This window comes from Bacillus sp. FSL R5-0654, from assembly GCF_038008745.1.
GTDB lineage: Bacteria > Bacillota > Bacilli > Bacillales > Bacillaceae > Bacillus > Bacillus safensis.
This window is the reverse complement of record NZ_JBBOZV010000001.1, coordinates 2928161-2951781: the sequence shown is the minus strand read 5'-3', so window position 1 is coordinate 2951781 and position 23621 is coordinate 2928161. Positions and strand designations below refer to the sequence as shown.

Here is a 23621-nt window from a genome sequence, read left to right as displayed (position 1 = left end):
GATGTTTCCCCCTGTCTTATCTGTACAAATAGATTAAGGGGAAGAAGGATTTTTGTCAACTTGTTTTTATTTTAGGTTAACAATAAAACCCGCCCATCAATAGGGCGGGTAGCTGATTAAGCTTCGGTCATAAAAGAGGCATCGCTGGCTTTGCTGACAGGTACGTAATCATAGCCGAGATCACGAGCGACCGCTTCGTACGTGATATGTCCGTTCATCACATTGACACCTTCTGCGATGGCATTGTTTTCTCTAATAGCTTTTGCAGCACCTTTATTCGCAATTTGCAGCGCATATGGAACAGTGACGTTCGTTAACGCAACAGTTGATGTCCGCGGAACGGCACCTGGCATGTTGGCGACAGCATAATGTAAAATGCCGTGTTTTTCATAAGTAGGCTGATCATGGGTTGTGATATGATCAATGGTTTCGACAATGCCGCCTTGATCAATCGCTACATCCACAATGACAGAACCAGGCTTCATTTGTTTCACCATTTCTTCTGTCACAAGCGTTGGTGCTTTGGCACCAGGAATCAGCACAGCACAAATAAGAAGGTCTGCCTCACTGACTGAATCTGCAATGTTGACAGGATTGGACATTAACGTTTTCATTTGATGGCCAAATTGGTCGTCCAGCTGACGCAGGCGTTCTGCGTTTACATCAATCAGGGTGACATCTGCGCCAAGTCCGATCGCCATTTTCGCTGCGTTTGTTCCAACAACACCGCCCCCAATAATGGTGACCTTTCCTCTTGATACCCCTGGTACACCTGCAAGTAAAATACCCTTTCCGCCTTTTGGCTTTTCTAAAAATTGAGCCCCAATTTGAGCGGCCATTCTGCCTGCTACTTCAGACATTGGTGTGAGAAGAGGGAGTGTTTTTCCGTCCGTTACTGTTTCGTAAGCAATGGCTGTAACGCCTTTTTGTTTTAATGCTTCAGCCAAGGAGGGCTCTGCGGCTAGATGCAGGTACGTAAATAAGATGAGTCCTTCTCTGAAATAAGGATATTCCTCAGGTAATGGTTCTTTTACTTTCATGATCATATCAGAAGATGCCCATACATCTTTCGCCTGATCAAGAATCTCTGCACCAACAGATACATAATCGTCATCAGTGAATCCGCTTCCAAAACCAGCGTTTGTTTCAATTAAAATCTGATGTCCAGCTGAAAGCAATTGAGAAGCTGCTCCTGGTGTTAAAGCCACTCGGTTTTCATTGTTCTTAATTTCTTTCGGAATGCCGATGATCATGTTTATTCCTCCTATGCTTATCTATTGATATTGTATGTCTAGTGTATCCGGAAAGTTTAGAAAATTCTTCGGTTGAAATAAAAAATAAAAAAACGCCTCTTTGTGAAATTTCACAAATGGACGTTTTTTAGTTTCATATCAAGGTAGATGGTCATTTTCTCATTCATGTTTTTTAAATCAATTTCTGCGATGTCTGTAATCCGTTTTAATCGATAATTTAAGGTATTGATGTGGATGTTTAATTGCTTTGCGGCAATATTGGCATTGCTGTCACAGTCAATAAACCGCTCAAGGGTTTCGACAAGGTTGGAATGATGCCTCAGGTCGTAATCCTCCAGCTTTGATAAAGAGTAACTGGAGTAAGAAGAGCCCTTTCGCTTCTCAGCAAGCACATCAAGATATTGATAAATGCCTAGTTCAGAAAAGCTGTTTAAACGTTCTGTTTCAACTGGAAAGCGTTCTTTCGTCTTTAATACAGCCAGTGCTTCTTTATAGGAAGGCTGAATTTGAGAGATGTTATCGTAAATTCCTCCAATTGCTGCCTGAACATGCTGAATATGATACCGGTCCGCAAGCTGCTGCAGCATGCCGCTTGTGAATTGCTTAATATCTTGAAGCGGATGTTCTGTTTTTGGTGAGACAAGAATAATGAATTCGTGAAAATCAACAGTCGTTAACAGTACCTGTACTTGCTGTGTTGTTTCAAGCAGATAGGACAGCTTTTTTTCTGTTTCCTCTGTGAGTTCGTCACGAAGACGGAAGATGATGATGGCATATGTGTCTGGACATCTGATGCCAAGCCTTAAAAATAGGTCAAGCATCTCATCCTTTTCATGAATATGACCTGTGAGCATCTTCCAGAAAAGCTCCTGATTACGTTCTTCTGTTTTCGTTTTTCGAATTTGTAAATTGAGTAATTTGTTTTTCACGGCATGCGCTGCCATTTTGAGAAGGTCCATTTCTTCTTCTGAAAAAGGCTGTGCGGATTCAATCGCCCAAATAAATCCGAGCACTTCTTTGTCCTTCCAGATCGAAATGGCGACCCTGCTAGATAAACCCACCTCTGCAATTTGAGGGACACGAAGCGGTTCGTCTGTTTTAAGGAGTGTAGGAATGATGCCGTCCTTCCAAAGCCGATTAATGACTTTTTCCGGTACCCGGCGGGAGATAATGGTTGAAGTTCTGGCGGGATCAGTAAAATCATTGTGTGTGCTATATGCCAATAATCGATGATGAGTATCTTCTATAGTAATAGGGCAATTGAGCACATCACTAATTTGGTCTGCCACATCCTCTAAACGATCAAGACTATACTTAAACGGATCTGTCTTTTTTGTCATAAAAAACCCCTGCTTTTTCGAATATTTCACGTACTTACATTATGAAGAGAATGAGGTACGTAAATCAACAAAAAACTGCCATAAACTTAAAAAAACAAAAAGTGTGAGAAGCAAGCAAATGGATGTTGAAGCATGTTGAAAAAGAAATAGTACAATAATAACGTAGTAAAAAATCAATAGGCGGAAAGATCCACCGAAGCAGGTGGATACTTATTATGAATATATGACCAAAAAACTGTTAAATACTAGATAAAAAGCGAAAAAACAGTAATTCTATAGACTCATTTTGTAAAATAAAAACAGATTTGTTTGACTGTGTATCATTTCTGTTTTTATAATAATAACGTCAAAAAATAAGTGGATTAGCCCATTATATGGCGGCTATGCACGGGAGGTAATGAGGAATATGTCAGGAATTATTCGCGTAACCCCAGAAGAACTAAGAGCGACCGCTAAGCAATATGGTGTTGAAAGTCAAGAAGTGTTAAACCAAGTTGATCGTCTAAATAGAATGATCTCTGATTTAAAAGGAATGTGGGAAGGTGCTTCTAGTGAAGCATTTGCTGATCAATACGAACAGCTTAAGCCTTCATTTATCAAAATGTCTGATCTATTAACAGATGTCAGCAATCAGCTTGATCAAACGGCAAATACACTTGAAAGCACTGACCAAGACATCGCAAGCCAAATCCGCGGCTAATCAAAGGGATTTCCTTTCTAAGTGTGAAAAGCAGAAACAGCGCCGAGTCTGTCAATGGATGCCGGCGCTCTTTCTATTTTGTGAGGTGGAAATTTGTGTATATCGATATTACCATCGACTTAAAAAATTATGATGGCAGTGTGTTTGATTTGAGACTATCAAATTATTTACATATTAAACAAGTCATCCATATCGCCTGGCAGGCAAAACAAATCTCACTTCCAAAGCGAGAAGGCGGATGGGTGCGGGTAGTCAATAAGAAAGCTGTGTTTTCAGGCGAATATAAGCTGTCAGACTGTGGAATTACCACAGGAGACAGGCTGGAAATACTATGAAAGGACTTTTGTAAATGGCAGATAAAAAGAGTTCCTATTTAGAAGAACAATTAGAAGCAGTCATGAAAAAAGAGGGAGGCACCTATACCTTTATTTTTCAAAAAGAGACGATTAAACTCTTAGACGGTTTAGAAGCGGCACCGATCAAAGACATCAATCCTTCATTTCAGAAAGAGATTCAATTAACTGAAGATGAGGTCATCATTTCTATACAACCGCCTCCTGCCTATCAGGAATTTCGTTTCATCCATGCAAAGGATGAAAAAAGCAAATGGATTTTTTCATACCAGCTTGTCGATGCAGTTCTTACACACGACGTGAAGCGGCTGCATCCTATTGTTTCTCCTGAAAACATTGTTTTTCATCAAGGCTTAGCTCCTGCATTTTTGCATTATGGAGTCAAAGAAAGCATCCCGCCATATGAAACCGATGAGCATCGCCTGTTAAAAGAGGTCAAGGCTGTCGTTCTTCGAGTGGTTGACCATGAATATCAATTTCAAGAATATGTGGCTTACAATGAAACGTTGAAATTATCTGAGCTGGCAAAAGAAATTAGTGAAACGAAGTCGCTGGAAGAATTGTCAGCTTTGATTGAGCAAAAGATCAAAGCAATCGATGCGAAAGAAAAAACGCTCTTAACCATTCCTAAAAAGAAATGGAAGATCGAGCGATACATTGGACTAGGTCTGCTTGTCCTGTTAATCCCTGCATTGGTGTACACCATTTACACCTTCTTTTTTGCCATGCCAAAACAAGAAGCATACGTCGAGGCAAACAAATATTATCTCAACAAGCAGTACAGTCAAGTGGTGGATACGTTAGAGAAGTATCCAGCCAATCAAATGCCAGTCTCTCTTCAATATGAACTGGCCATTTCGTATGTACAAACGAACCAAGGCAGTTTGTTGCTTGATCAGCATAAAAAAGAAATCACAGAAACGTACACATTACAGACAGATCCGCAATACTTCCTATTCTGGATTCATATTGGACAAGGCAATAGCAAGGAAGCACTTGATATTGCACGGGTGCTTGGAGACGACAGGTACATATTTACGGCACTCGTCGCCTATCGCAATGAAATTCAAAACGATGACAGCCTTTCTGCTGAAGAAAAACAAAAACAGCTAGATCCGATCATTAAGGAAATGGCGAAATATGAAGAAAAAGAAACAACCGAGACAAGCACAAGTGACTCCTCAGACGCAAGCCAAACAGATGAAACAGCTGAACAAAAAGAGCAGTCAAAAGCCGATCAAGAGAAAAAAGAGAAAGAATCTGAAGCGAAAAAGAAAACCTCTCAGACGAAAAAAGATGAGAAAAAATAATTCTTTCGATACAACTGACAGTTGGTGCTGTCCCATGAGGAGGTGGAGCGTTTGAGTCTTCTTTGGGTTTTTTATGAGGAGGATTATCAAACTGTCCGTTTAGATGAACAGTTCAATCGAGAAGCTCTGATTGGACCTGAAATAGAGCATACAGTGACAATCCCTTCACTTTCGTTTGATGAAGGGGTCATTCGTTTATCTCCTGATGAACCGAATGATGGTTTTACTATTTATCAGGGAGATGAGAAGAAAGGCAAATTACTTCCACATGAACCATATCAGCTTGGTTCACTCACACTTATTTTAATGGATGCACATCATGATCAACATATTTATTACCTAGGAAATAGAGTGGAGCTGTCTTTTTCACGTGAAGAGAAAGATGAGATTGATGTGTGGAAAGAACAAGCTCATTCCATGTTTCAAGATGCCAGCCAGTTCACTTTAGAGAAAATCGAAGGAACATGGTATGTCATGCCTCAGGACGAGACGATTTACGTGAACGGAAAGAAAATCCACGGTCCAGAGAAGATTTATGCAGGAGATGAGCTGTTCTGGAACTTTCTGACGGTGACATTTAAAGATGATGATTTATTACAGGTGACAGCATACGAACCCTTTCATACACGTTTGGAAAAAACAAGACCGCCAAGTACAGAAACAAAACAAAAATACCCTTCATACAGACGTACACCGCGTTTGATTTATGATTTGCCAGATGACCGGGTATCCTTTAGCTTTCCTTCGCAGGAGAGTGAAAATAATAGCAGAGGGCTTTGGCTTGTTGTCCTTCCGCCGCTTGTGATGCTCCTTGTGATGGGGATTGTTGCCCTTATCCAGCCGCGTGGAATCTTTATTATCGTGTCAATGGCGATGTTTATCATGACGTTAATTACATCGTCCGTTCAATACTTTAAGGAAAAATCACAGCGCAAAAGACGAGAAGAGAAGCGGCAGCGTGTCTATTCTCTTTATTTAGAAAATAAACGAAAAGAGCTGCAGGAGCTGTATGACCGCCAGCAATATATTTTGACGTATCATTATCCGTCATTTGAAAAAATGAAGTATTTAACATCAGAAATCAGCGGACGCATTTGGGAAAAGACGCTTGTGAGTGACGACTTCTTGCACCTGCGTCTTGGAACAGGCGCAGTCCCATCAAGCTATGAATTATCGATGAGCGGCGGCGATATGGCCAATCGAGATGTTGATGACTTAATGGAACAAACGCAGCACATGCAAAAAGTATATCGTGAAGTGAAGAATGTCCCGATTACATTCGGTCTTGCGGATGGTCCAACAGGATTAATAGGGAAGCCTGCGATTGTGAAAAATGAGCTTCATCAGCTAGTTGGACAGCTTGCTTTCTCGCACAGCTATCACGATTTGAGATTTGTCTTTATCTTTCATGAGCAGGAGTATGAGAATTGGGAATGGATGAAATGGCTTCCGCACTTCCAGCTGCCTCATACATATGGCAAAGGGTTTATTTACAACGAACAAACACGCGATCAGCTGTTGTCCTCTATTTATGAAATTTTACGCGAGCGTGATTTAGAAGAAGAAAAAGAGAAGAAAAATTTTACGCCTCATTTTGTGTTCATCGTGACAAATCATGAGCTCATTGCCGAGCATGTGATTTTAGAATACCTAGAAGGCAGCCGGACAGATCTTGGTATCTCCATCATCTTTGCAGCAGAAACAAAGGAAAGCTTAGCTGAAAATATTTCGACGCTTGTCCGTTATATTAACGAAGAAGAAGGAGATATTCTCATTCAGCACAAGAAGGCAGTACGAATTCCGTTTCAGCTTGATACACATCAGCGCGGGGACAATGAACTGTTTGCCAGAACACTGAGAACATTAGATCATCAAGTCGGTATGACCAATTCGATTCCTGAGACGGTCTCATTCCTTGATCTTTTCCATGCCAAACAGGTAGATGACATTGGCATTCGTGAAAAATGGCTGACTTCAGAAACGGCCAAATCATTATCAGTTCCAATTGGTTATAAAGGGAAAAACGACATTGTCGATCTGAACCTGCATGAAAAAGCACATGGCCCGCACGGACTGTTGGCGGGAACAACGGGATCAGGGAAAAGTGAATTTTTACAGACGTATATTTTATCGCTCGCTGTACATTTTCACCCGCATGAAGTTGCTTTTCTGTTGATTGACTATAAAGGCGGCGGAATGGCGCAGCCGTTTCGAAATATTCCTCATTTACTTGGAACGATCACCAATATTGAAGGCAGCAAGAACTTTAGTGAAAGAGCGCTTGCCTCAATTAAAAGTGAATTGAAGAAAAGACAGCGGCTGTTTGATCAGTATCATGTGAATCACATCAATGATTATACGAAGCTTTACAAGGAGAAAAAGGCTGAGCAGGCAATGCCTCACTTGTTCTTAATCTCTGATGAGTTTGCTGAATTAAAAAGTGAAGAGCCAGACTTTATTAGGGAGCTTGTCAGCGCTGCACGTATTGGCCGAAGCCTCGGGGTCCATCTCATTTTGGCTACCCAAAAGCCAGGCGGGGTCATTGATGATCAGATTTGGAGTAACTCCCGTTTTAAGGTCGCACTAAAAGTACAAGATGCGTCAGACAGTAAGGAAATTTTGAAAAATAGTGATGCAGCGTCCATTACCGTCACAGGCCGCGGTTATTTACAAGTGGGCAACAATGAAATTTATGAATTGTTCCAATCGGCTTGGAGCGGTGCACCATATATGGAAGATGGCTACGGCTCAGAAGATGACATTGCCATTGTGACAGATACTGGTCTTATTCCGTTATCAGGGGTAAGCACAGAGCCAGCAGTGAAAAAAGAGACAGTGACGGAGATTTCCGCTGTTGTGGATGAAATTGAACGTATGCAGCAAGAGCTTGGAATTGAGAAGCTGCCAAGTCCATGGCTTCCACCGCTTGAGGAACGTATTCCAAAAACACGTTATGCGTCGAGTGAAGAGCATGTCTTCCATTTTGCGCTTGTCGATGAACCAGATCAGCAAAGCCAGCATCCACTTTCTTATCAAATGATGGAAGATGGGAACATTGGCATCTTCGGTTCCTCCGGCTACGGCAAATCACTTGCTGCCACAACACTGCTGATGAGCTTTGCGGAGAGGTATTCACCTGAAGAATGGCACGCATATATTTATGATTTCGGAAACGGAACATTGCTTCCGTTAGCTAAACTGCCGCATACGGCGGATTATTTCTTAATGGATCAGATGAGAAAGATTCAAAAATCAATGAAGCGTCTGCGGGAAGAGGTTGAATATCGCAAGCGCTTATTCAGACAGCAAGAAATGAGTCATATCAAAATGTACAACGCCTTAAATGAGAAAAAGCTTCCGTTCATTTTTATCGTGATTGACAACTTTGACATTGTCAAAGACGAAATGCATGAGCTCGAATCTGAATTTATTCAGCTGAGCCGTGACGGACAATCACTAGGTATATACTTCTTGATTACAGCAACCCGGGTAAATGCAGTGCGTCAATCGCTGATGAACAATCTGAAAACAAAGATTGTCCATTACTTAATGGATCAAGGAGAGGCGTACTCGATTATTGGCAGACCGAAATTCAGCTTAGAGCCGATCCCAGGACGAGTCATTATTAACAAAGAAGAGCTTTATTTTGCGCAAATGTTTCTGCCAGTTGAAGGAGAGAACGATCTCGAATTGTTTGAGCATTTGAAACAAGAGATACAGATTCTTCATGACCGCTTTGAACCATCCGAAAAACCAAAGCCTGTGCCAATGCTTCCTGATAAGCTGACAGTTTGGGAGCTTGAGAGTCGTTTAGATGAACAAAAACCGCCTTATGACATTCCAGTCGGATTAGATGAGGAATCTGTGGCACCTGTTTATTTTGACTTGAAAAAGAATAAACATTGCCTCATTATCGGTCAAACGCAGCGCGGGAAAACAAATGTGACAAAACTGATGCTCGATCAGCTTTTAGTGGCAAAGCCTGAAAAGCTGGCTGTCTTTGATTCAATTGATCGAGGTCTATCCCATTATGCAAAAGAAGAGAACATTGATTACCTTGAAACAAAAGATGATATCACCGAATGGGCAGAAGAAATGGACCGCATATTCAAGGTGCGGGAAGAAATGTATGTCGAAGCTGTGCGCCAAGGGGAGACCGATCAGCTGTCATTTCCTCAAATTGTGCTTGTGATTGATGGCATTACGCGTTTTCAGCAGACGATCGATCCGCGTCTTCAAGATCAATTGGCTGATTTCATGAAGTCATATGCACACTTAGGCTTCAGCCTGATTGCATCAGGGAATCATACCGAGTTTAGTAAGGGCTATGATGCACTCACAAACGAAATCAAACAAGTTCGTCATGCTATGTTACTCATGAAAAAATCAGAGCAAAACATCATACCGCTTCCGTATGCAAGACAAGAACCAGAGATTCAGCCAGGCTTCGGGTATTTGGTTGAAAACGGAAAAGAGAAGAAAATCCAGGTTCCTTTATGTGCGGTAGAAAGGAAGAGTGTTCAATGACAGAGCAGCAAAAAAGCTCCATCAAAATCGTATCCACCATGATATTGATTCTTGTGCTGCCGGTTTTATTTTTCCACCTGATTGGAGATGACCCGGCAAAACAGAAGAAGAATGCCACGCGAAATATTGCAGTGGTCAATGAGGATATGGGAGCGAGCGAAAGTGAAAACACGGCTCGTTTCGGACAGGATGTTGTGGCAGCATTGTCAGAACGTCCTGATTATACATGGACTGTAGTGAATCGCAGTGCGGCGGAAAATGGACTGAAAAACAGAAAATATGACGCTGTCCTTTATATTCCGTCTGATTTCTCTAAAAATGTGCTGAGCTATGATAAAGACCATCCTGAAAAGGCGTCCATCCAATTTTCGATTCAAGATCAGCTCAATGCAGTCAATAAAGAGAAAGTGCAGAGAGAGCTGGAAAATGCGCAAAAGAAAATGAATGAACAGATGTCGACGCTATACTGGAGTTTTGTATCACAGGAAATTGGCAATGTGAGAGAAGAATTTGAGCATATTGTCGGCAAAGAAGTTGAATTCCAAAACACGATGTACAACTTCTATAAACCGAACTCAAACAAACTATCAGATGCCGTCCAGCAGCAGAAGAAACAAATAGAAGAATTAAAAAATGCGATGGCCGATTCACAGAAACAATATAAAGACGGCTTGAGTACAACAGAAGAAGCAAAGAACCGATTAAAGGACTTTGTGAAAGTAGTCGATCAATACCAGCAGTATCAAGATAAACAAAAGGATCTCTTGATCAAAGCACAATCAGCAAGCCAAAAGCAAATCCAGCAAGGGCTCAAACAGCTCGCTGACATTCAAAACCAAAATGCCCGCAGCTTTAGTGATCAAATGGGCGGACTCAAAACAGACATCAACGGGGTACAAAGTCAGCTGAAAACAACGGACAGCGCCATCCAATCTGTTCAAAAGTCGAGAGAAGACGTTATTCCTGATCAATCAAAGGGATTAGCTAAACTTGTGCAGGACTCTCAGGAAGAACTAATTAAAACCTATGAAAAGCGGTACTTGGACTATTATAAAAATAAGATTATCGTCTTGCAGAATAAGTTAGATACAAAAAGGCAAGAGTTAATAAACGCATCTAAGCCGCCAGAAGACGATAATGATGACGATTCATCAGATCAAGATAATGAAAACCCAGAAGAGATTGGGATTAACCTAGATGAAGAAACAAATGAGCTCTCACAAATTTCAACAGAAATGAACGATCTTGCGGATCAATTAGCAGATCAGGAGACACCGCCTACTGGAGATAACAATGATGATAATACAGGTGATGATCCTGCTCAGCCAGATACCGGCAGCACGAATTCATCGAAGGATGATCTAAAAGCACTCGCTACTCGTCTAGATGAAGTGAAAAAGAAAATTCAAGAAAAAGCGGCCGCTCATAATGACGAATTGAAAGATAAAGTGAGTCAGATAAATGAAGAGCTTAAAGACCTTTCTGACAAAATAGATAAACTTGAAAAGAAGTTTTTACAGTTACAAGATCGATATAATGTGATTCCAAATGAAATCAAAAATCAGGAATCCTCTATTTTAAGCAAAGTAAAAGAGCTGAAACAAGAAAACTCACCTATTGCAAATGCCTTTAACATTAAGATATTTGATCAAGAGTTTGAAACAAATACAAGAAACACTAAGAAATTAATGGAGTATTCCAATCAACTCTCCCAACTAGAAATGATGCTTAATGATTTATACGAACCATCTAATAACTCTTCTCTATATGATGCAAAAGAAGAGAATATCCAGTCCATCCTCTCCATCAAAAAAGAAGAAACAGAAAACTGGGATAAGCTCAAAAACCAGATGCTGACATCAAACGATGATGTGTCTACTTTTATTGATGAGATGCAGAAGTTTTCAGATGGTTATGCGGAGTACATTACGACTCAGCAGGCAAGCATGGAACAGGAATTACAGACAATTTCTGAAAGTGCGGACAATGTAGCTGAGCAAATGGCTGATCAAGGAGATGCGGTGTATACAGCAGACCTTGCAGGCAGTTCAATTGTTGTCAGTGCACAGGATTCAATTGGTCAGGAAGTGCTTCGTCTTTCTGAAAATATGAGTTCGTTAACCGACCGCCAAAAAGGGGTGGCGGATTATACGAATAACATTGAAGAGAGTGTCACAACAGTTCAAGAAAAAGCAGATACGCTGAATGAAAACTGGAGCAAGAATGTCGACTCTACAAAGCTTGTTCAGCAAGATTTAAAGGGTATTTTAGGAAATACATTAAGTGATCAAGGCAACAGCAACTATGTGTATAACCATTTAGCCAATCCGCTGAAAATCAGCGGCGATGTGCCGGAAGAAAAAACGCAGACTGTACCGCCGGTCGTCATTTTGGTCATTGTGATGATCAGCAGTTTGTTAATTGGCTTTTTCAGCTCGTATTATGCGTCAGCTCCGATGCTGGTCAAAGGTGCACTGTTTGGCATCTTGAATCTATTAGTCGGACTCATGATCAGTTTGTTTGGACTGAACATTTACAAACTTGCCGATGATCAAGCCATTCAATGGTCGATCTTCACCATTTTGTTATTAGTGGCGTGCTCTGCCTTTATTCGCACGGCCTTCCTATTCGGTTCTATTGCCGGGTGGATGGCAGCAACAGCGCTGATTTTCTTCTTTGTCGCACCGTTAATTGATTTGGTGATGCCGAATTTCCACTTTACCAATCCAGTGACAGACGTGTACCTGTCGATTCAATATGGAAATGGAGACACCTTTGGAATGGGCGTCACAGGGTTAGTGATTTTAACTGTTCTTTTCATGGTCGTACCGCTTGTGAAAAAGCTATGGAAAGATAAAACAGAGGAACGTGATGTGACTCATGAAGCTTAGTCTATTCGTGAAAGGGACGGCACTCGTTGCCGTTTCCCTTTTTCTTCTCATCCCTGCTGCTTTCGCTGCTGGTGAAGATACGGATACGAATGTCAAGCCGAATGAATATCAGGAAAAGGAACTCAATATTAACTCGAGTATATTGAGGGATCAAACGAAATACGAACAAAGCAAAACGACATCAAAAATCAAAACAGACATTCATTTTGCTAAACCGCCTAAAGCCCCAGGGGGATCTCTTTCTCCGCAGTTATTTAGTGATCTAAAGGAGAACCCGCCCAAAACACCAGCTCGTATGATGAAAGAGATGAATATCTCTTTTAGTGATTCGGCTGTATCAGCACCTTCTGAGGATGAACATGAGAAGCAGACATCGGCACTGCTTCCGATGATCTTTGGTTTCTTGATAGCCCTTGGTCTCGTTGTGATGATCATCCTGATTCCAAAGGTGAATGTGAAGGCTGAAAAGAAATAGTCTGTCTCTTTTAATAGAGGCAGGCTTTTCTTTATGCAGATTGCTTGATGTCATACCGTTTCACTACGTAAAATAGTGATATCAAGGGAGGAGATTGTCATTCGAATTTCAATCGTTACAGGCGGATCAAAAGGTTTTGGCTTAGCACTTGTGAACAGGCTGCTTGCACGCGGGGATCATGTGTACACGGCAGCAAGAAGTGCATCGCCAATATCCCATCCGAAGCTTACACATACCCAGGTTGATCTGACCGATGAAGAAGCAGCGGCCAAATGGCTTCAACATAGTCTTACGCCGCAAACTCTGGCAGATGCTGATGACATCTTACTTGTCAACAATGCAGGAATGGTCACACCGATCAAGCGCGTTGGACAAGGCGGACAGGATACACTTCATCAGCATTACAAGCTGAATCTTGTCATTCCTGTTTTGCTGAGCCATGTGTTTGCCAAGCAGACTCAATCATTTAACGGAAAGAAAACGATCGTTCATCTCTCTTCTGGAGCGGCGAAAAACCCATACAAAGGCTGGAGTGCGTATTGCAGTTCAAAGGCAGGACTCGATATGTTTATGAGGACTTTTCATGAGGAACAACAGGACGAGGCGCATCCGATCAACACGTTTTCCTTTTCACCCGGCACGATCGATACAGATATGCAGGGGGAAATTCGGAAATCATCAAAACAAGACTTTGAACAAATAGACCGTTTTCAGCAATTATATGAAACAGGCACACTGAAGAGTCCAGATGAAGTCGCAGGTATTTTGCTCGATCTTTTAGCTGGTGATCCAGCTGGCGGATGTGTCTACGATGCACGTGAGTATGGGAAAAAGCAGTCATAACGACGGCTGCAGCGTGAAGACAAACCCTCGCATTCGGTGTCAGGCCTGCGTGCCGGTGCTCACGAATCTCAAATTCGCTCCGCACCAGTACTCGGCCTTCCTAGACTTCAAGGGTTTTCATAACACGCTGAAAAGAGGAAAAAAAGCAGTCATAGCGACTGCTTTTTTCGTATTGTACAAGCAAAAACAGCTCATTTGACATAAGCTATTCTTGAGATTCATAGAAAATATAACAGAACATTTGAGTTTCTTTTCAGAATATGTTAGGATGCTAAAAATATAGATAAGGAGGGGTTTCCATGAGAAAGGTTACATTAATGGATGTTTACACCCATCCAGTCGCTCAAAAATATTTAAATCGTTCAGGAAAAGCCCATGCGATTGCTTGTGCTTATCACGCATTCAAACTGGCGATGCAGGCTGGGATTAATCCAGATCTCGCTGTGAAAGCAGCCCTCTTGCATGACATCGGCCACTATGAATGGTATACAGCTGGCGGAGAATGGGATTACGAGACATATAGACGGAATGATATTCATGCCATTAAAGGCGCAGAGCGGGCTCACAAACTGCTCATACGCCTCGGTGAGGAACCAAAGGCAGCCAAAGATATTGCGCTTGCGATTCTGCTTCATACAGATTCATATTTGCCAGAGGGCGACCTTCATAAGGACACACTTCAGCAAATTGTTAAGAAAGCAGACGAAATGGATGAAGAGCCTGGCGGACATCACCATTACAGACAAATAGACGAATCACTTGCAATGAAAAAAATCACGGAATTGGATCAGAAAGTGGAGCAGGCACTTCAGCCAATGAAACGTTCTGTTTAGTATGGAATGTCTCCATGAATATTTCCATCCTGATCGACATACAATGTGCGAATAACGGTACGGTTAAATGCAGATGTACCTGATGCAGTGAGTCCGGTGTAATGAACCGTGACAGAATAAGCACCTTCTTTTTTCAATTGAACAGCTGATGAAGCAGTTGTTTTAAGAGGATGATCTTTTTGGGCATCCTTAAAGTAAAAGGTTTCTACTTTCTTGCTTAATCGTTTAATCAGACCGCTTGAATGGGTCGATGCATCATCCCCTGATTTCGCTGCCTCTGCTTTGATTTCGTCATTTAATGGTGAATCAAAGGATACGAGCAGCAAATAAGGAGCCTTTTTTCCTGAATTTGATCGAATCGTCCATTTTCCAGGAACGGGTTTATTGATTTGTACATGGTGCGAAAATGCGCCTTCATATGGGAAAGATGCTTTCGATGTCTTCAGATTTGTTAAGACGTCTCCATTTGGGGCGATGATTTCCGGCCGCGCCTCATGACTTTCATTTAACCACTGAATCGATAAGCCATTCGTTCCTTCCTCTACATAGAACGTTTCTGTTTTCTCCTTTTCACTTTCACCGCCTTTCACATAAACATCTGTATTCAGCTCAGTAGAGTTCGGGCTCTCTATATTTTCTTTTTCAGCGCTTGCGGCATTTGCCAGCAGCTGATGCTGAAACACAGGGAACATGCTTGTGCCGTTTTTAATTGAGTTGTGATCCCATTTCCCTGTTAAAATATTGTTTGCATATGATAGTCTTGTGCTGCTTACCGTGACGGCGCCATCGTTTGCGCCAAAGCTCTTTAAATACATGCCTCCTAAGTACAGCACCCCGCCAAATGTTCCCCATTCCGATCCCGAATACGTGATGTATTTATGAGGAAACTTCTCCAGCTTGTCGGTTTCACTTCGAAAAGCCGCCATGAGCCCCGTTTGCAAAGAATAGAGCGCGTCGCTTTTTTGTCCAAGAATTTCCGCGAGCCAGCTTCCGCCCTTGCTATACGCTAAATCTGCCAGCGGCGTCCCGTAATGAGGGGAGCCGAGTGTGATGACCTTCTCTACATATGGATGGGCATTGTGATACACGAGTGCGGACTGTGTATCCACCCCGCCTTTACTATGACCAATCACAATGAGTTTTCGACCGAACACATCATAGATTTCTTTTAACTTTTCTGCTAATAGTTTGCCATTCTTTTTCGTATCCTGATCTGGATACAAATCTATGAATGCGCTTTCGTATCCGTTCAGAACAGCTTGCTTTGCCATGTCGTTTCGGTCGAACCATGTGGAGGAGGAGCTGTTAATGCCGTGAACAAAAACAAGCGGCGGTTTTGACTCGTCTTTTTGAACCGGCTCTTCTCCTTTAAACCACTTCCCTGGTGTCCCAGGCTCATCCCCAATTGATCCTGCATACGCATAACTTGCAAAGGAAAAAAAGAGCATGACAGCAGCGAGACAGATGAGTTTTTTCAAGATCATTCACCTCTTCAAATGTTTTAAATTGTTGGCAGCACCAATCTATTATACTTCCAAAAGATGTAAAATTACATAAAATGTTAAAATATGGTATTTAGGTTGTGGGTTTGCCCTGAGTGACATTCACATGGGTCATTGCATACGCTGTGGGTAAATACACAAGTAAAGGGGCAGGTAGGATGGCACAACAAGGAAGTCCGCAGCTTGTTTCATTAGTTGATCCATATGTTTATCAAACATTGCAGAAAGTGATCGGTATGAGATTAATTGTTCAAACAGTGAAAGATACAGTGCGCGGAAAATTGAAGGAAGTCATGCCGGATCATATTGTGATTGAGGCGGGGGCAAAATCAGTTTTTTATGTGCGGATCCAGCAAATTGTATCGGTGATGCCTGATCACAGTGAAAGAGTGTAACAAGCAGACGCAAAGGTGTCTGCTTTTTTCACGCTTATAGAATGTATATCTGGAAAAAGTGCATGATATACCAATTGTTCTTTTTTTTACAAAAAATGAGGTTCTAAAACAAGAAGCAGTTGACAGAAGGTGGGTTGAATAGTAGTTTTTTAATAAGATCAATACGTAACAGGAGGAGCATCTTTGTTAAAATCTAAAGTTCATTTTTGGACATTCCAAATATTACTTGTTTTACTCATTGTTTATGTATCAACAAAGGTTTCGTTTTTATTTCAGCCGATTATTTTATTTGCATCCACCTTGTTTGTTCCCATCTTGCTGGCTGGGATTCTCTTTTTCATCTTTAATCCAATTGTTCGATTTTTGTCCAAGAAAATTCCTAGGACACTTGCTATCCTGATCATTTATCTTTTGTTCATCGGACTCATCACGTTCATTGTGAATGCTGCGGGACCGGTTATTGTCACGCAGGTCGGTGGACTTGTCAAAAGCTTCCCTGGTTATGTGACGGATATGCAGAAATTTATCAACGATTTCTCACATTCTAAAACATTCACTTGGATGATGAACCAAGATTATGTCTCCGTCTCGAAGTTTGAACAGACAATTGTTTCGACATTAAAAGGTTTGCCGGAAAATATTGCTTCAAGCATGTCTGCAGTGTTTGGCGTGATTGCCAATATTGCTTTAGCTGTGATCACAGTTCCGTTCATTTTGTTTTATATGTTGAAAGACGGACATAAGTTTCCGGACAAGCTCGTTCAATTTTTGCCAATGCCTTACCGTAAGGAAGGATTGAAAATCTTTAAAGAATTAAACGATACACTTGCGGCTTACATACAAGGGCAGATTGTTGTCTGTTTATTTGTTGGAGTGGCTTGTTTTATCGGATACTTATTAATCGGTGTGAAATATGCGCTCATTCTCGGCATTATCATTGCGGTCACAAATGTGATTCCGTACCTTGGGCCATATCTTGGCGCGGCACCAGCTGTGCTTATTGCGTTTCTTGATTCGCCTGGAAAAGCGGTGGTGACAGTCATTGTCATTCTTGTCGTTCAGCAAATTGACGGAAATGTCATTTCTCCATTGATCATTGGAAAACGCCTCAACACACATCCTTTGACCATCATCCTGCTATTAATTGGGGCAGGAAGCTTTGGCGGAATCCTTGGCATGATCTTTGCGGTCCCTGTCTATGCACTGCTGAAAGCCATCACCTTGAATATTGTCAGATTGGTGCAGCTGCGTCAGCGTTCTCGCAAAGAACAGCATTTAAACGTCTAGGACAAATGCACACCTTTTCCCTTCTTGCATAAGATGATTGAGATAAGCAGATAGGGGGAGATTCTGATGCCTGCAATCGTTGGACCTATTCATATCGAGTCGTTAGGAGGAAACGGTGCAGCTACTTTCGGTGATGTCCTGGCCATTGCCCCTTTGGCTGTAGACCACTCTACTGGCGGTGCGGGAGCCTTTAATTCAGGTGATTATATGTCACTTACAAGTAATCCGAATGCCACGATGCTTTGGGACTTTACATTGTTTGGCCAGCCTCAATCATTTAATGCATAGGAAGGCAGCTGATACTCACAGGTCAGCTGTCTTTTTTATTTTTCATACACGTATTTTTAAGCTGGGCATATGATGTGGGGAGAAAAGGTGGTGGAAAGATGCCAGCGATTGTTGGGCCTATTCATATTGACCGTGTGATTGGAAATGGTTCTGCACATTTCGGTGATGTTTTTGCCATTTCGCCAAAAAGTGTCGATCACTCCGCCGGTGGATCAGGTACCTATAATGCAGGGGACTTTGTCCAATTTTTTAGCAGTCCAAACGTTACGTTTATGTGGGATATAAACCTGATCAGCCAGCAAAAGAGCTTTAATGCATAGCCAGCTTTGAAAGGGAATTCCTTTTCAGAAGCTGTCTTTTTTTATGGTACAATAGATATGGATGTAAGAAGAAAAAAGAGGTGTGAACTGAGTCAAATGAAAATTAGAAAAGCACACATCACAAGCGGACAACCAAAGACCTACAATGTATATTTACATGAAAATAAAAAAGAATATAAAACGCTTGTAGCCGTACCTGACATTGAATGGAGTATTTCCATTGCGTATGAGGACGAAAAGGAGCAGCTCATCCATACGCTTGAACAATCTTTAATGGAAAGAGTAGAAACAGACGAAGCCCGTGACCTCGCACTCAAAATTGTGCACTGGGTCACAGAAATGTAAATTTAGAAACCAGGAGTGAAAACAGCGATGAAAGAAGAATCCGTAGACTTTTATTTGCAGCAAGGGATATTTGGACATGCTGAAACAAAACCCGATGAACGAAGGATGTTTCTTGGTTCATTAAGGGAACGAGCGCTTCTCGCCCTGACAAAGGGACAGGTATCAAGAAATAAACCGTATCAAGAGGTGGAACAAGTATTGAAGGCCAATCGACAGGCCTCCCTTCTTTTAAATGGTGAACTGTCTTATGCTTCTTATTCTCAATATGTGAAAATGGCAAATGCTGCTGGATGTTCCTTTAAAGTGGTGAATCATCACGAAGCACACTCTCCTTTTGGTCTTATCATCGAGATGCCTGGTGCGGTCAATCAGGAGCATATCTATATAGAGGATGAGCTGTTTCAAAAAGCTTTTTCTCATGAATCTGTTGAATAGGTTTCCCTAGTGAAATGAATAAGCTATAATGATTCAAAAGAGCATATGGGAGAGATGCGGATGGGCAAAGCGTTGATTTGTATTGATTATACAGTTGATTTTGTTGCAGACGATGGAAAACTGACATGCGGAAAGCCTGGACAGGCGATTGAGTCTAAGATCACAGAGATCACTTCTTCATTTATTGATGAAGGCCACTTTGTCGTCTTTGCTGTCGATCATCATGAAGAAGAGGACCCTTATCATCCAGAGACAAAGTTATTTCCGCCCCATAATATTCGCGGAACAGAGGGTATTGAACTTTATGGAAAACTAAGTTCACTATTTCACACGTCAAAACATTTAAAACATGTCTACTATATGGAAAAAACAAGATACTCTGCTTTTGCAGGCACTCAATTAGAAATGAAACTGCGCGAGCGCGGCATCACGGAACTTCACTTAGCCGGCGTATGTACCGATATTTGTGTACTTCATACAGCTGTTGATGCGTACAATAAAGGCTTCGAACTTGTGATTCACCAAAATGCTGTGGCGAGTTTTAATGAAGCGGGGCACGAGTGGGCACTTTCTCACTTTGAGCAGTCGCTTGGTGCGAAAGTGGTTAAGTAAGGGAAGGAGAATGGAAGTTGGAGCATCGGTTTAATGACGACAGTTTATCACTACATACAGATCTTTATCAAATTAACATGGCAGAAACGTATTGGAGAGACGGCATTCATGAGAAGAAGGCAGTCTTTGAACTCTTCTTTAGAAAGCTTCCATTTGACAATGGCTTCGCTGTATTTGCTGGCTTAGAGAAAGCGATTGAATATTTATCGGACTTTTCCTTCACCGAAAGCGATCTGGCGTATTTAAAAGATGAACTCGGTTATAAAAGCGATTTCATTGACTATTTAAGCGGATTGTCCTTTACAGGTACACTTCATTCAATGCGAGAAGGGGAAATTGTCTTTGCGAATGAACCGATTATGCGCATCGAGGCAACGCTTGTTGAAGCTCAGTTAATTGAAACGGCATTGCTCAATATCGTGAATTTCCAGACGCTGATTGCAACAAAAGCGGCCCGGATTAAAGGAATTATTGAAGATGAGACAGCATTAGAATTCGGAACAAGACGTGCGCATGAAATGGATGCGGCGATGTGGGGAGCAAGAGCGGCACTCATCGGCGGCTTTCAGGCGACAAGTAATGTTCGTGCTGGGAAACGCTTCAACATTCCAGTATCAGGAACACATGCCCACGCTCTTGTACAAGCATACCGCGATGAATATACAGCATTTAAAAAATATGCTGAAACACATACAGACTGTGTCTTTTTAGTCGATACGTATGATACTGTCAGATCAGGTATTCCGAATGCGATTAAGGTAGCGAAAGAATTTGGAGACAAAATCAACTTCATTGGTGTCAGACTTGATAGCGGAGACCTTGCATACTTGTCTAAAAAAGCTAGAACAATGCTGGATGAAGCAGGATTCCATGATGCCAAAGTCATTGCATCAAGCGATCTTGATGAACACACCATTATGAACTTAAAGGCACAGGGCGCCAAAATTGATGTGTGGGGTGTTGGAACAAAACTGATCACAGCATTCGATCAGCCAGCCCTCGGTGCAGTGTATAAACTGGTGTCCATTGAAGAAAACGGCAAAATGAATGATACCATCAAAATTTCATCCAACCCAGAGAAAGTGACAACACCAGGCCGTAAACGTGTGTACCGCATTATCAATCAATTGAATCATCATTCTGAGGGTGACTACATTGCGCTTGAAGAGGAAGATGTTCATAGTGAGGATAAACTAAAAATGTTCCATCCTGTGCATACATTTATTAGTAAATTCGTGACAAACTTTGTGGCGAAAGATCTTCACGTCCCGATTTTTGAGCAAGGAAAACTTGTCTATGACAATCCAGATATTCAAACGATTCAAGCCTACGTGCAGGACAGTCTTGGACTCTTCTGGGAGGAATACAAACGAATCAGCAAACCAGAAGAATATCCAGTCGATTTGAGTCAAAAATGCTGGGATAATAAAATGCAGTTTATCCATGATGTGAAAAATAAAATCAAAAAAGAGCTTTATGAAAGCGAATGATTTGAAGAAAGGGAGACCATCAAGCCAGGTGGTCTCTTTTTTTTATTTTGACCGATTGAAATTGAACTAAAAGCGCAATCATTTGGTATACTGAAAGCACATCTTGTTTGTCATGGCATAAAGGAGGATTGGAGCAGTTGAGGGTGTTTGTTGCGAGACAGCCTATTTTTAACAGAAAAGAACAAGTCGTATCATATGAGCTGCTTTATAGAGATAGTGAAACCAATACATATAGCGCTGAAGACGGTGATCAAGCGACAACGGACCTCATTATCAATAGTTTTCTAAATATCGGCATCGAAACACTGACAGAAGGAAAACGATGCTATATTAATTTCACCGAAAGCTTACTTTCATCTGATCTGCTCACCTATTTTGATCCGCATCAGCTTGTGATCGAGATATTAGAAAATGTACCGATTACCCCGGCACTTATTATGAGATGTAAGCAGTTAAAAAAATGGGGATATACGATTGCACTCGATGATTTCTTCCTAAACGGAACACATTATAGTGACAAGCTGCTTGAGGAACTCCTCTATTGCATAGATATTTTAAAAATTGACTTTCTGAAAACCACAACGCAAGAACGAAGAGATATTCTGCATTCGTATAAAAAGTATCGCCTTCGATTCCTAGCAGAAAAGGTAGAAACGAGAAGAGAATATGAAGAGGCACTAGAAGCGGGCTTCCACTTGTTTCAAGGGTATTTCTTTAGTGAGCCGCATGTGATATCGGGAAGAGCATTATCGACCAGCTTCCATGCGTACCATCAGCTTTTAAATGAGTTAAGCAAGGACCAGCCGAATATCCAGACCGTCACCCATTTTATTGAAAGTGACCTTTCGCTATCATATCAATTATTAAAAATGCTGAATTCAGGCGGCATGAGACGTCTTTATCAAATTAAAAGTATCCGGCAGGCGATTATCCTGCTTGGGTTTAATGAAATTCGGCGCTGGATCTTTATCCTTTCATTTAAAGAACTGAATGTCCAAGCTAACTCAAGCCAAAAAGAAATTATCAAAATGTCATTCATTCGTGCCAAAACGTGTGAACTGATTGCTTCTCGTACTGAACGAGAGCACCCCGCCTCTTATATGCTGACAGGTATGTTTTCTCTCATTGATACGCTTGTCAGGGCAGATATCACAGAACTTGTGAAGGAACTGCCGCTTTCTGATGAAGTTGGCGAGGCACTGCTTGGCTATGAAAATGATTATTCTTTTGTGCTAGGTGTGGCCAAACGTATTGAACGAAATGAATGGGATGATGAAATGTTAGATGGAAATCTCCCGAAACAGGAAGCCTATGGGTGTTATATAGAAGCCATTGAATGGTGCCATAAAATGTTTGAATCTTAAGAAAAGCCGCTCGCGTGAGAGCGGCTTTTTCTTTGTCATGCCCATTTTAAAAGAAGAAAAAGTCTGCTGGAGGCAAGAGACAAGTAGATTCGAATCCCTTCTGGACTAAAGCGGATATCTATGCCGCTTTTCACACCGATTTGCTTCAGCATTCGGATCACACTTGTGGAATCAGAGCGTTCAGCAGCCTCCATGATGCGCTGCGCAAACGGAAGGGAGCTTGAAATTTGCTGCGTGATGAGTGAAGCATCAGCAACGAGACGGGCCGATTCCTTTGCGGCTCGTTGAAATGAGTGGGCATCTACTGGAGGAAAAGTCATTGGCGTGCGCGGCGGGTATGCGTGGCTCATTGCGGGAACCTGCAAAGCAGGATAAGGAACATAGTAAAACACATGGTCACCTCTTCTCTCATTGACGTGAAATTGGACGGATATCTGTTCTAAATGTATGTAGAAAATCAGAATAAAGAATCAAAATGATCTTTCTATCTTTGTAATTCCAGCATAAAAATAGGTACTTTTGCGGTCAATTTCGGTGAATGTCGCCAAAAAATTGCGGTGTCCACAATAGCGTCTGTCGTCTGACCTATGACACGCAAAACCGAAGATACAGAGGGGATCGTACGTTCTATCGGGAGAGAAGTGTGACGAATGATGCCTATTCCTGTCGCAAAAATGACGCAATTCCTTTGAAATTGAGATAAAAGTATGATTTGAAAAGTCAGAAAATGATGAAAAAAGACCTATTGAATTTTGCGGTATCACGCACACGTTTTGTGCATACTTTTCGGTGAAAAAATACTCAATTACATTTACACTGTTAGTAACAGATCAAATACTTATGACCCAATCACCATACACAAATACATTGATCTTCCAAAAAAGGAGAGTGGAATCGATGGAAAAGTATGAAATCGAAGAACTTAAACAATTATTATGGAAACTTGAAAACGAAATCAGAGAAACAACGGCTTCTCTTCATAACATTAACAAAAGCATTGATCAATACGACAAATATGAATATGTGAAAATTTCTTAAAGACTTGATAATCATCAAGT

General features: G+C 41.5%; 22 protein-coding genes. 18 read left to right on the top strand and 4 right to left on the bottom strand.

All coding sequences use genetic code 11. The features are described 5' to 3' along the window. Nucleotides 1-116 precede the first annotated feature (116 nt). Both ald and NSS76_RS15160 read right to left on the bottom strand, forming a co-directional pair. The gene (gene ald, locus NSS76_RS15165) at nt 117-1253 is read right to left on the bottom strand and encodes an alanine dehydrogenase (RefSeq protein ID WP_044335655.1); all 1137 of its coding nucleotides are present in this window, start codon (nt 1251-1253) and stop codon (nt 117-119) included. 110 nt (nt 1254-1363) lie between these two features. After that, entirely contained in the window at nt 1364-2593 is a 1230-nt protein-coding gene (locus NSS76_RS15160; protein WP_024423341.1) for a PucR family transcriptional regulator, read from the bottom strand. A gap of 406 nt (nt 2594-2999) precedes the next feature. Between NSS76_RS15160 and NSS76_RS15155 the strand changes: the two genes are divergently transcribed. The 8 genes from NSS76_RS15155 (at nt 3000) to NSS76_RS15120 (ending at nt 14525) form a co-directional block, all read left to right on the top strand. Then, nucleotides 3000-3293 (top strand): WXG100 family type VII secretion target, encoded by a 294-nt coding sequence (locus NSS76_RS15155; protein ID WP_003213769.1) that lies wholly within the window; start codon nt 3000-3002, stop codon nt 3291-3293. A 95-nt stretch (nt 3294-3388) separates the two neighbouring features. Next, on the top strand, nt 3389-3628 hold the full coding sequence (locus NSS76_RS15150; protein ID WP_003213579.1) for an EsaB/YukD family protein: 240 nt from the start codon (nt 3389-3391) through the stop codon (nt 3626-3628). 14 nt (nt 3629-3642) lie between these two features. After that, nucleotides 3643-4956: a type VII secretion protein EssB gene (gene essB, locus NSS76_RS15145; protein WP_341082417.1), complete on the top strand. Its 1314-nt coding sequence runs from the start codon at nt 3643-3645 to the stop codon at nt 4954-4956. Nucleotides 4957-5007: 51 nt separating this feature from the next. Further along, nucleotides 5008-9483, top strand: coding sequence for a type VII secretion protein EssC (gene essC / locus NSS76_RS15140; RefSeq protein ID WP_341082416.1), 4476 nt, complete (start codon nt 5008-5010; stop codon nt 9481-9483). After that, nucleotides 9480-12374: a type VII secretion protein EsaA gene (gene esaA, locus NSS76_RS15135; RefSeq protein ID WP_185853807.1), complete on the top strand. Its 2895-nt coding sequence runs from the start codon at nt 9480-9482 to the stop codon at nt 12372-12374. Before essC ends, esaA begins: the two co-directional genes overlap by 4 nt. After that, entirely contained in the window at nt 12364-12849 is a 486-nt protein-coding gene (essA, locus tag NSS76_RS15130; protein ID WP_341082415.1) for a type VII secretion protein EssA, read from the top strand. Before esaA ends, essA begins: the two co-directional genes overlap by 11 nt. Before the next feature lie 99 nt (nt 12850-12948). Beyond that, on the top strand, nt 12949-13692 hold the full coding sequence (locus NSS76_RS15125) for a (S)-benzoin forming benzil reductase (protein WP_311978522.1): 744 nt from the start codon (nt 12949-12951) through the stop codon (nt 13690-13692). Nucleotides 13693-13991: 299 nt separating this feature from the next. Beyond that, nucleotides 13992-14525, top strand: a complete 534-nt coding sequence (locus NSS76_RS15120) for an HD domain-containing protein (protein ID WP_044335785.1) — start codon at nt 13992-13994, stop codon at nt 14523-14525. On the opposite strand, the gene NSS76_RS15115 is transcribed toward NSS76_RS15120, so the two are convergent. Next, complete coding sequence (locus NSS76_RS15115) at nt 14522-16009, bottom strand: esterase/lipase family protein (RefSeq protein ID WP_247721604.1); 1488 nt, start codon at nt 16007-16009, stop codon at nt 14522-14524. The two genes, NSS76_RS15120 and NSS76_RS15115, sit on opposite strands and share 4 nt — an antisense overlap. A gap of 176 nt (nt 16010-16185) precedes the next feature. Here NSS76_RS15115 and NSS76_RS15110 point away from each other — a divergent pair, with 176 nt between their 5' ends. The 9 genes from NSS76_RS15110 to NSS76_RS15070 all read left to right on the top strand — a co-directional run bounded on the left by NSS76_RS15110 (nt 16186) and on the right by NSS76_RS15070 (nt 22563). Then, complete coding sequence (locus tag NSS76_RS15110; protein ID WP_024423334.1) at nt 16186-16422, top strand: YuzF family protein; 237 nt, start codon at nt 16186-16188, stop codon at nt 16420-16422. Nucleotides 16423-16605: 183 nt separating this feature from the next. After that, on the top strand, nt 16606-17709 hold the full coding sequence (locus NSS76_RS15105; protein WP_024423333.1) for an AI-2E family transporter: 1104 nt from the start codon (nt 16606-16608) through the stop codon (nt 17707-17709). Between the two features lie 66 nt (nt 17710-17775). Beyond that, nucleotides 17776-17997: a spore germination protein gene (locus tag NSS76_RS15100; protein ID WP_024423332.1), complete on the top strand. Its 222-nt coding sequence runs from the start codon at nt 17776-17778 to the stop codon at nt 17995-17997. Between the two features lie 98 nt (nt 17998-18095). Next, entirely contained in the window at nt 18096-18317 is a 222-nt protein-coding gene (locus NSS76_RS15095) for a spore germination protein (RefSeq protein WP_024423331.1), read from the top strand. A 96-nt stretch (nt 18318-18413) separates the two neighbouring features. Then, nucleotides 18414-18662 (top strand): YueH family protein, encoded by a 249-nt coding sequence (locus tag NSS76_RS15090; RefSeq protein WP_024423330.1) that lies wholly within the window; start codon nt 18414-18416, stop codon nt 18660-18662. 27 nt (nt 18663-18689) lie between these two features. Then, nucleotides 18690-19097 carry a YueI family protein gene (locus NSS76_RS15085; protein ID WP_103131554.1) on the top strand — a complete coding sequence of 136 codons (408 nt, stop codon included), beginning with the start codon at nt 18690-18692 and terminating at the stop codon, nt 19095-19097. A gap of 60 nt (nt 19098-19157) precedes the next feature. Further along, nucleotides 19158-19709: a cysteine hydrolase family protein gene (locus NSS76_RS15080; RefSeq protein ID WP_024423328.1), complete on the top strand. Its 552-nt coding sequence runs from the start codon at nt 19158-19160 to the stop codon at nt 19707-19709. 17 nt (nt 19710-19726) lie between these two features. Next, complete coding sequence (locus NSS76_RS15075; protein WP_024423327.1) at nt 19727-21199, top strand: nicotinate phosphoribosyltransferase; 1473 nt, start codon at nt 19727-19729, stop codon at nt 21197-21199. Between the two features lie 137 nt (nt 21200-21336). Then, nucleotides 21337-22563: an EAL and HDOD domain-containing protein gene (locus NSS76_RS15070; RefSeq protein ID WP_024423326.1), complete on the top strand. Its 1227-nt coding sequence runs from the start codon at nt 21337-21339 to the stop codon at nt 22561-22563. 35 nt (nt 22564-22598) lie between these two features. Here the strand turns inward: NSS76_RS15070 and NSS76_RS15065 are convergent, their stop codons facing one another. Beyond that, nucleotides 22599-22955, bottom strand: coding sequence for a hypothetical protein (locus NSS76_RS15065; RefSeq protein WP_052503035.1), 357 nt, complete (start codon nt 22953-22955; stop codon nt 22599-22601). Nucleotides 22956-23460: 505 nt separating this feature from the next. On the opposite strand from NSS76_RS15065, the gene degQ reads away from it, so the two are divergent. Then, nucleotides 23461-23601 (top strand): degradation enzyme regulation protein DegQ, encoded by a 141-nt coding sequence (gene degQ, locus NSS76_RS15060; RefSeq protein WP_003213123.1) that lies wholly within the window; start codon nt 23461-23463, stop codon nt 23599-23601. The last annotated feature ends 20 nt before the right edge of the window (nt 23602-23621 follow it).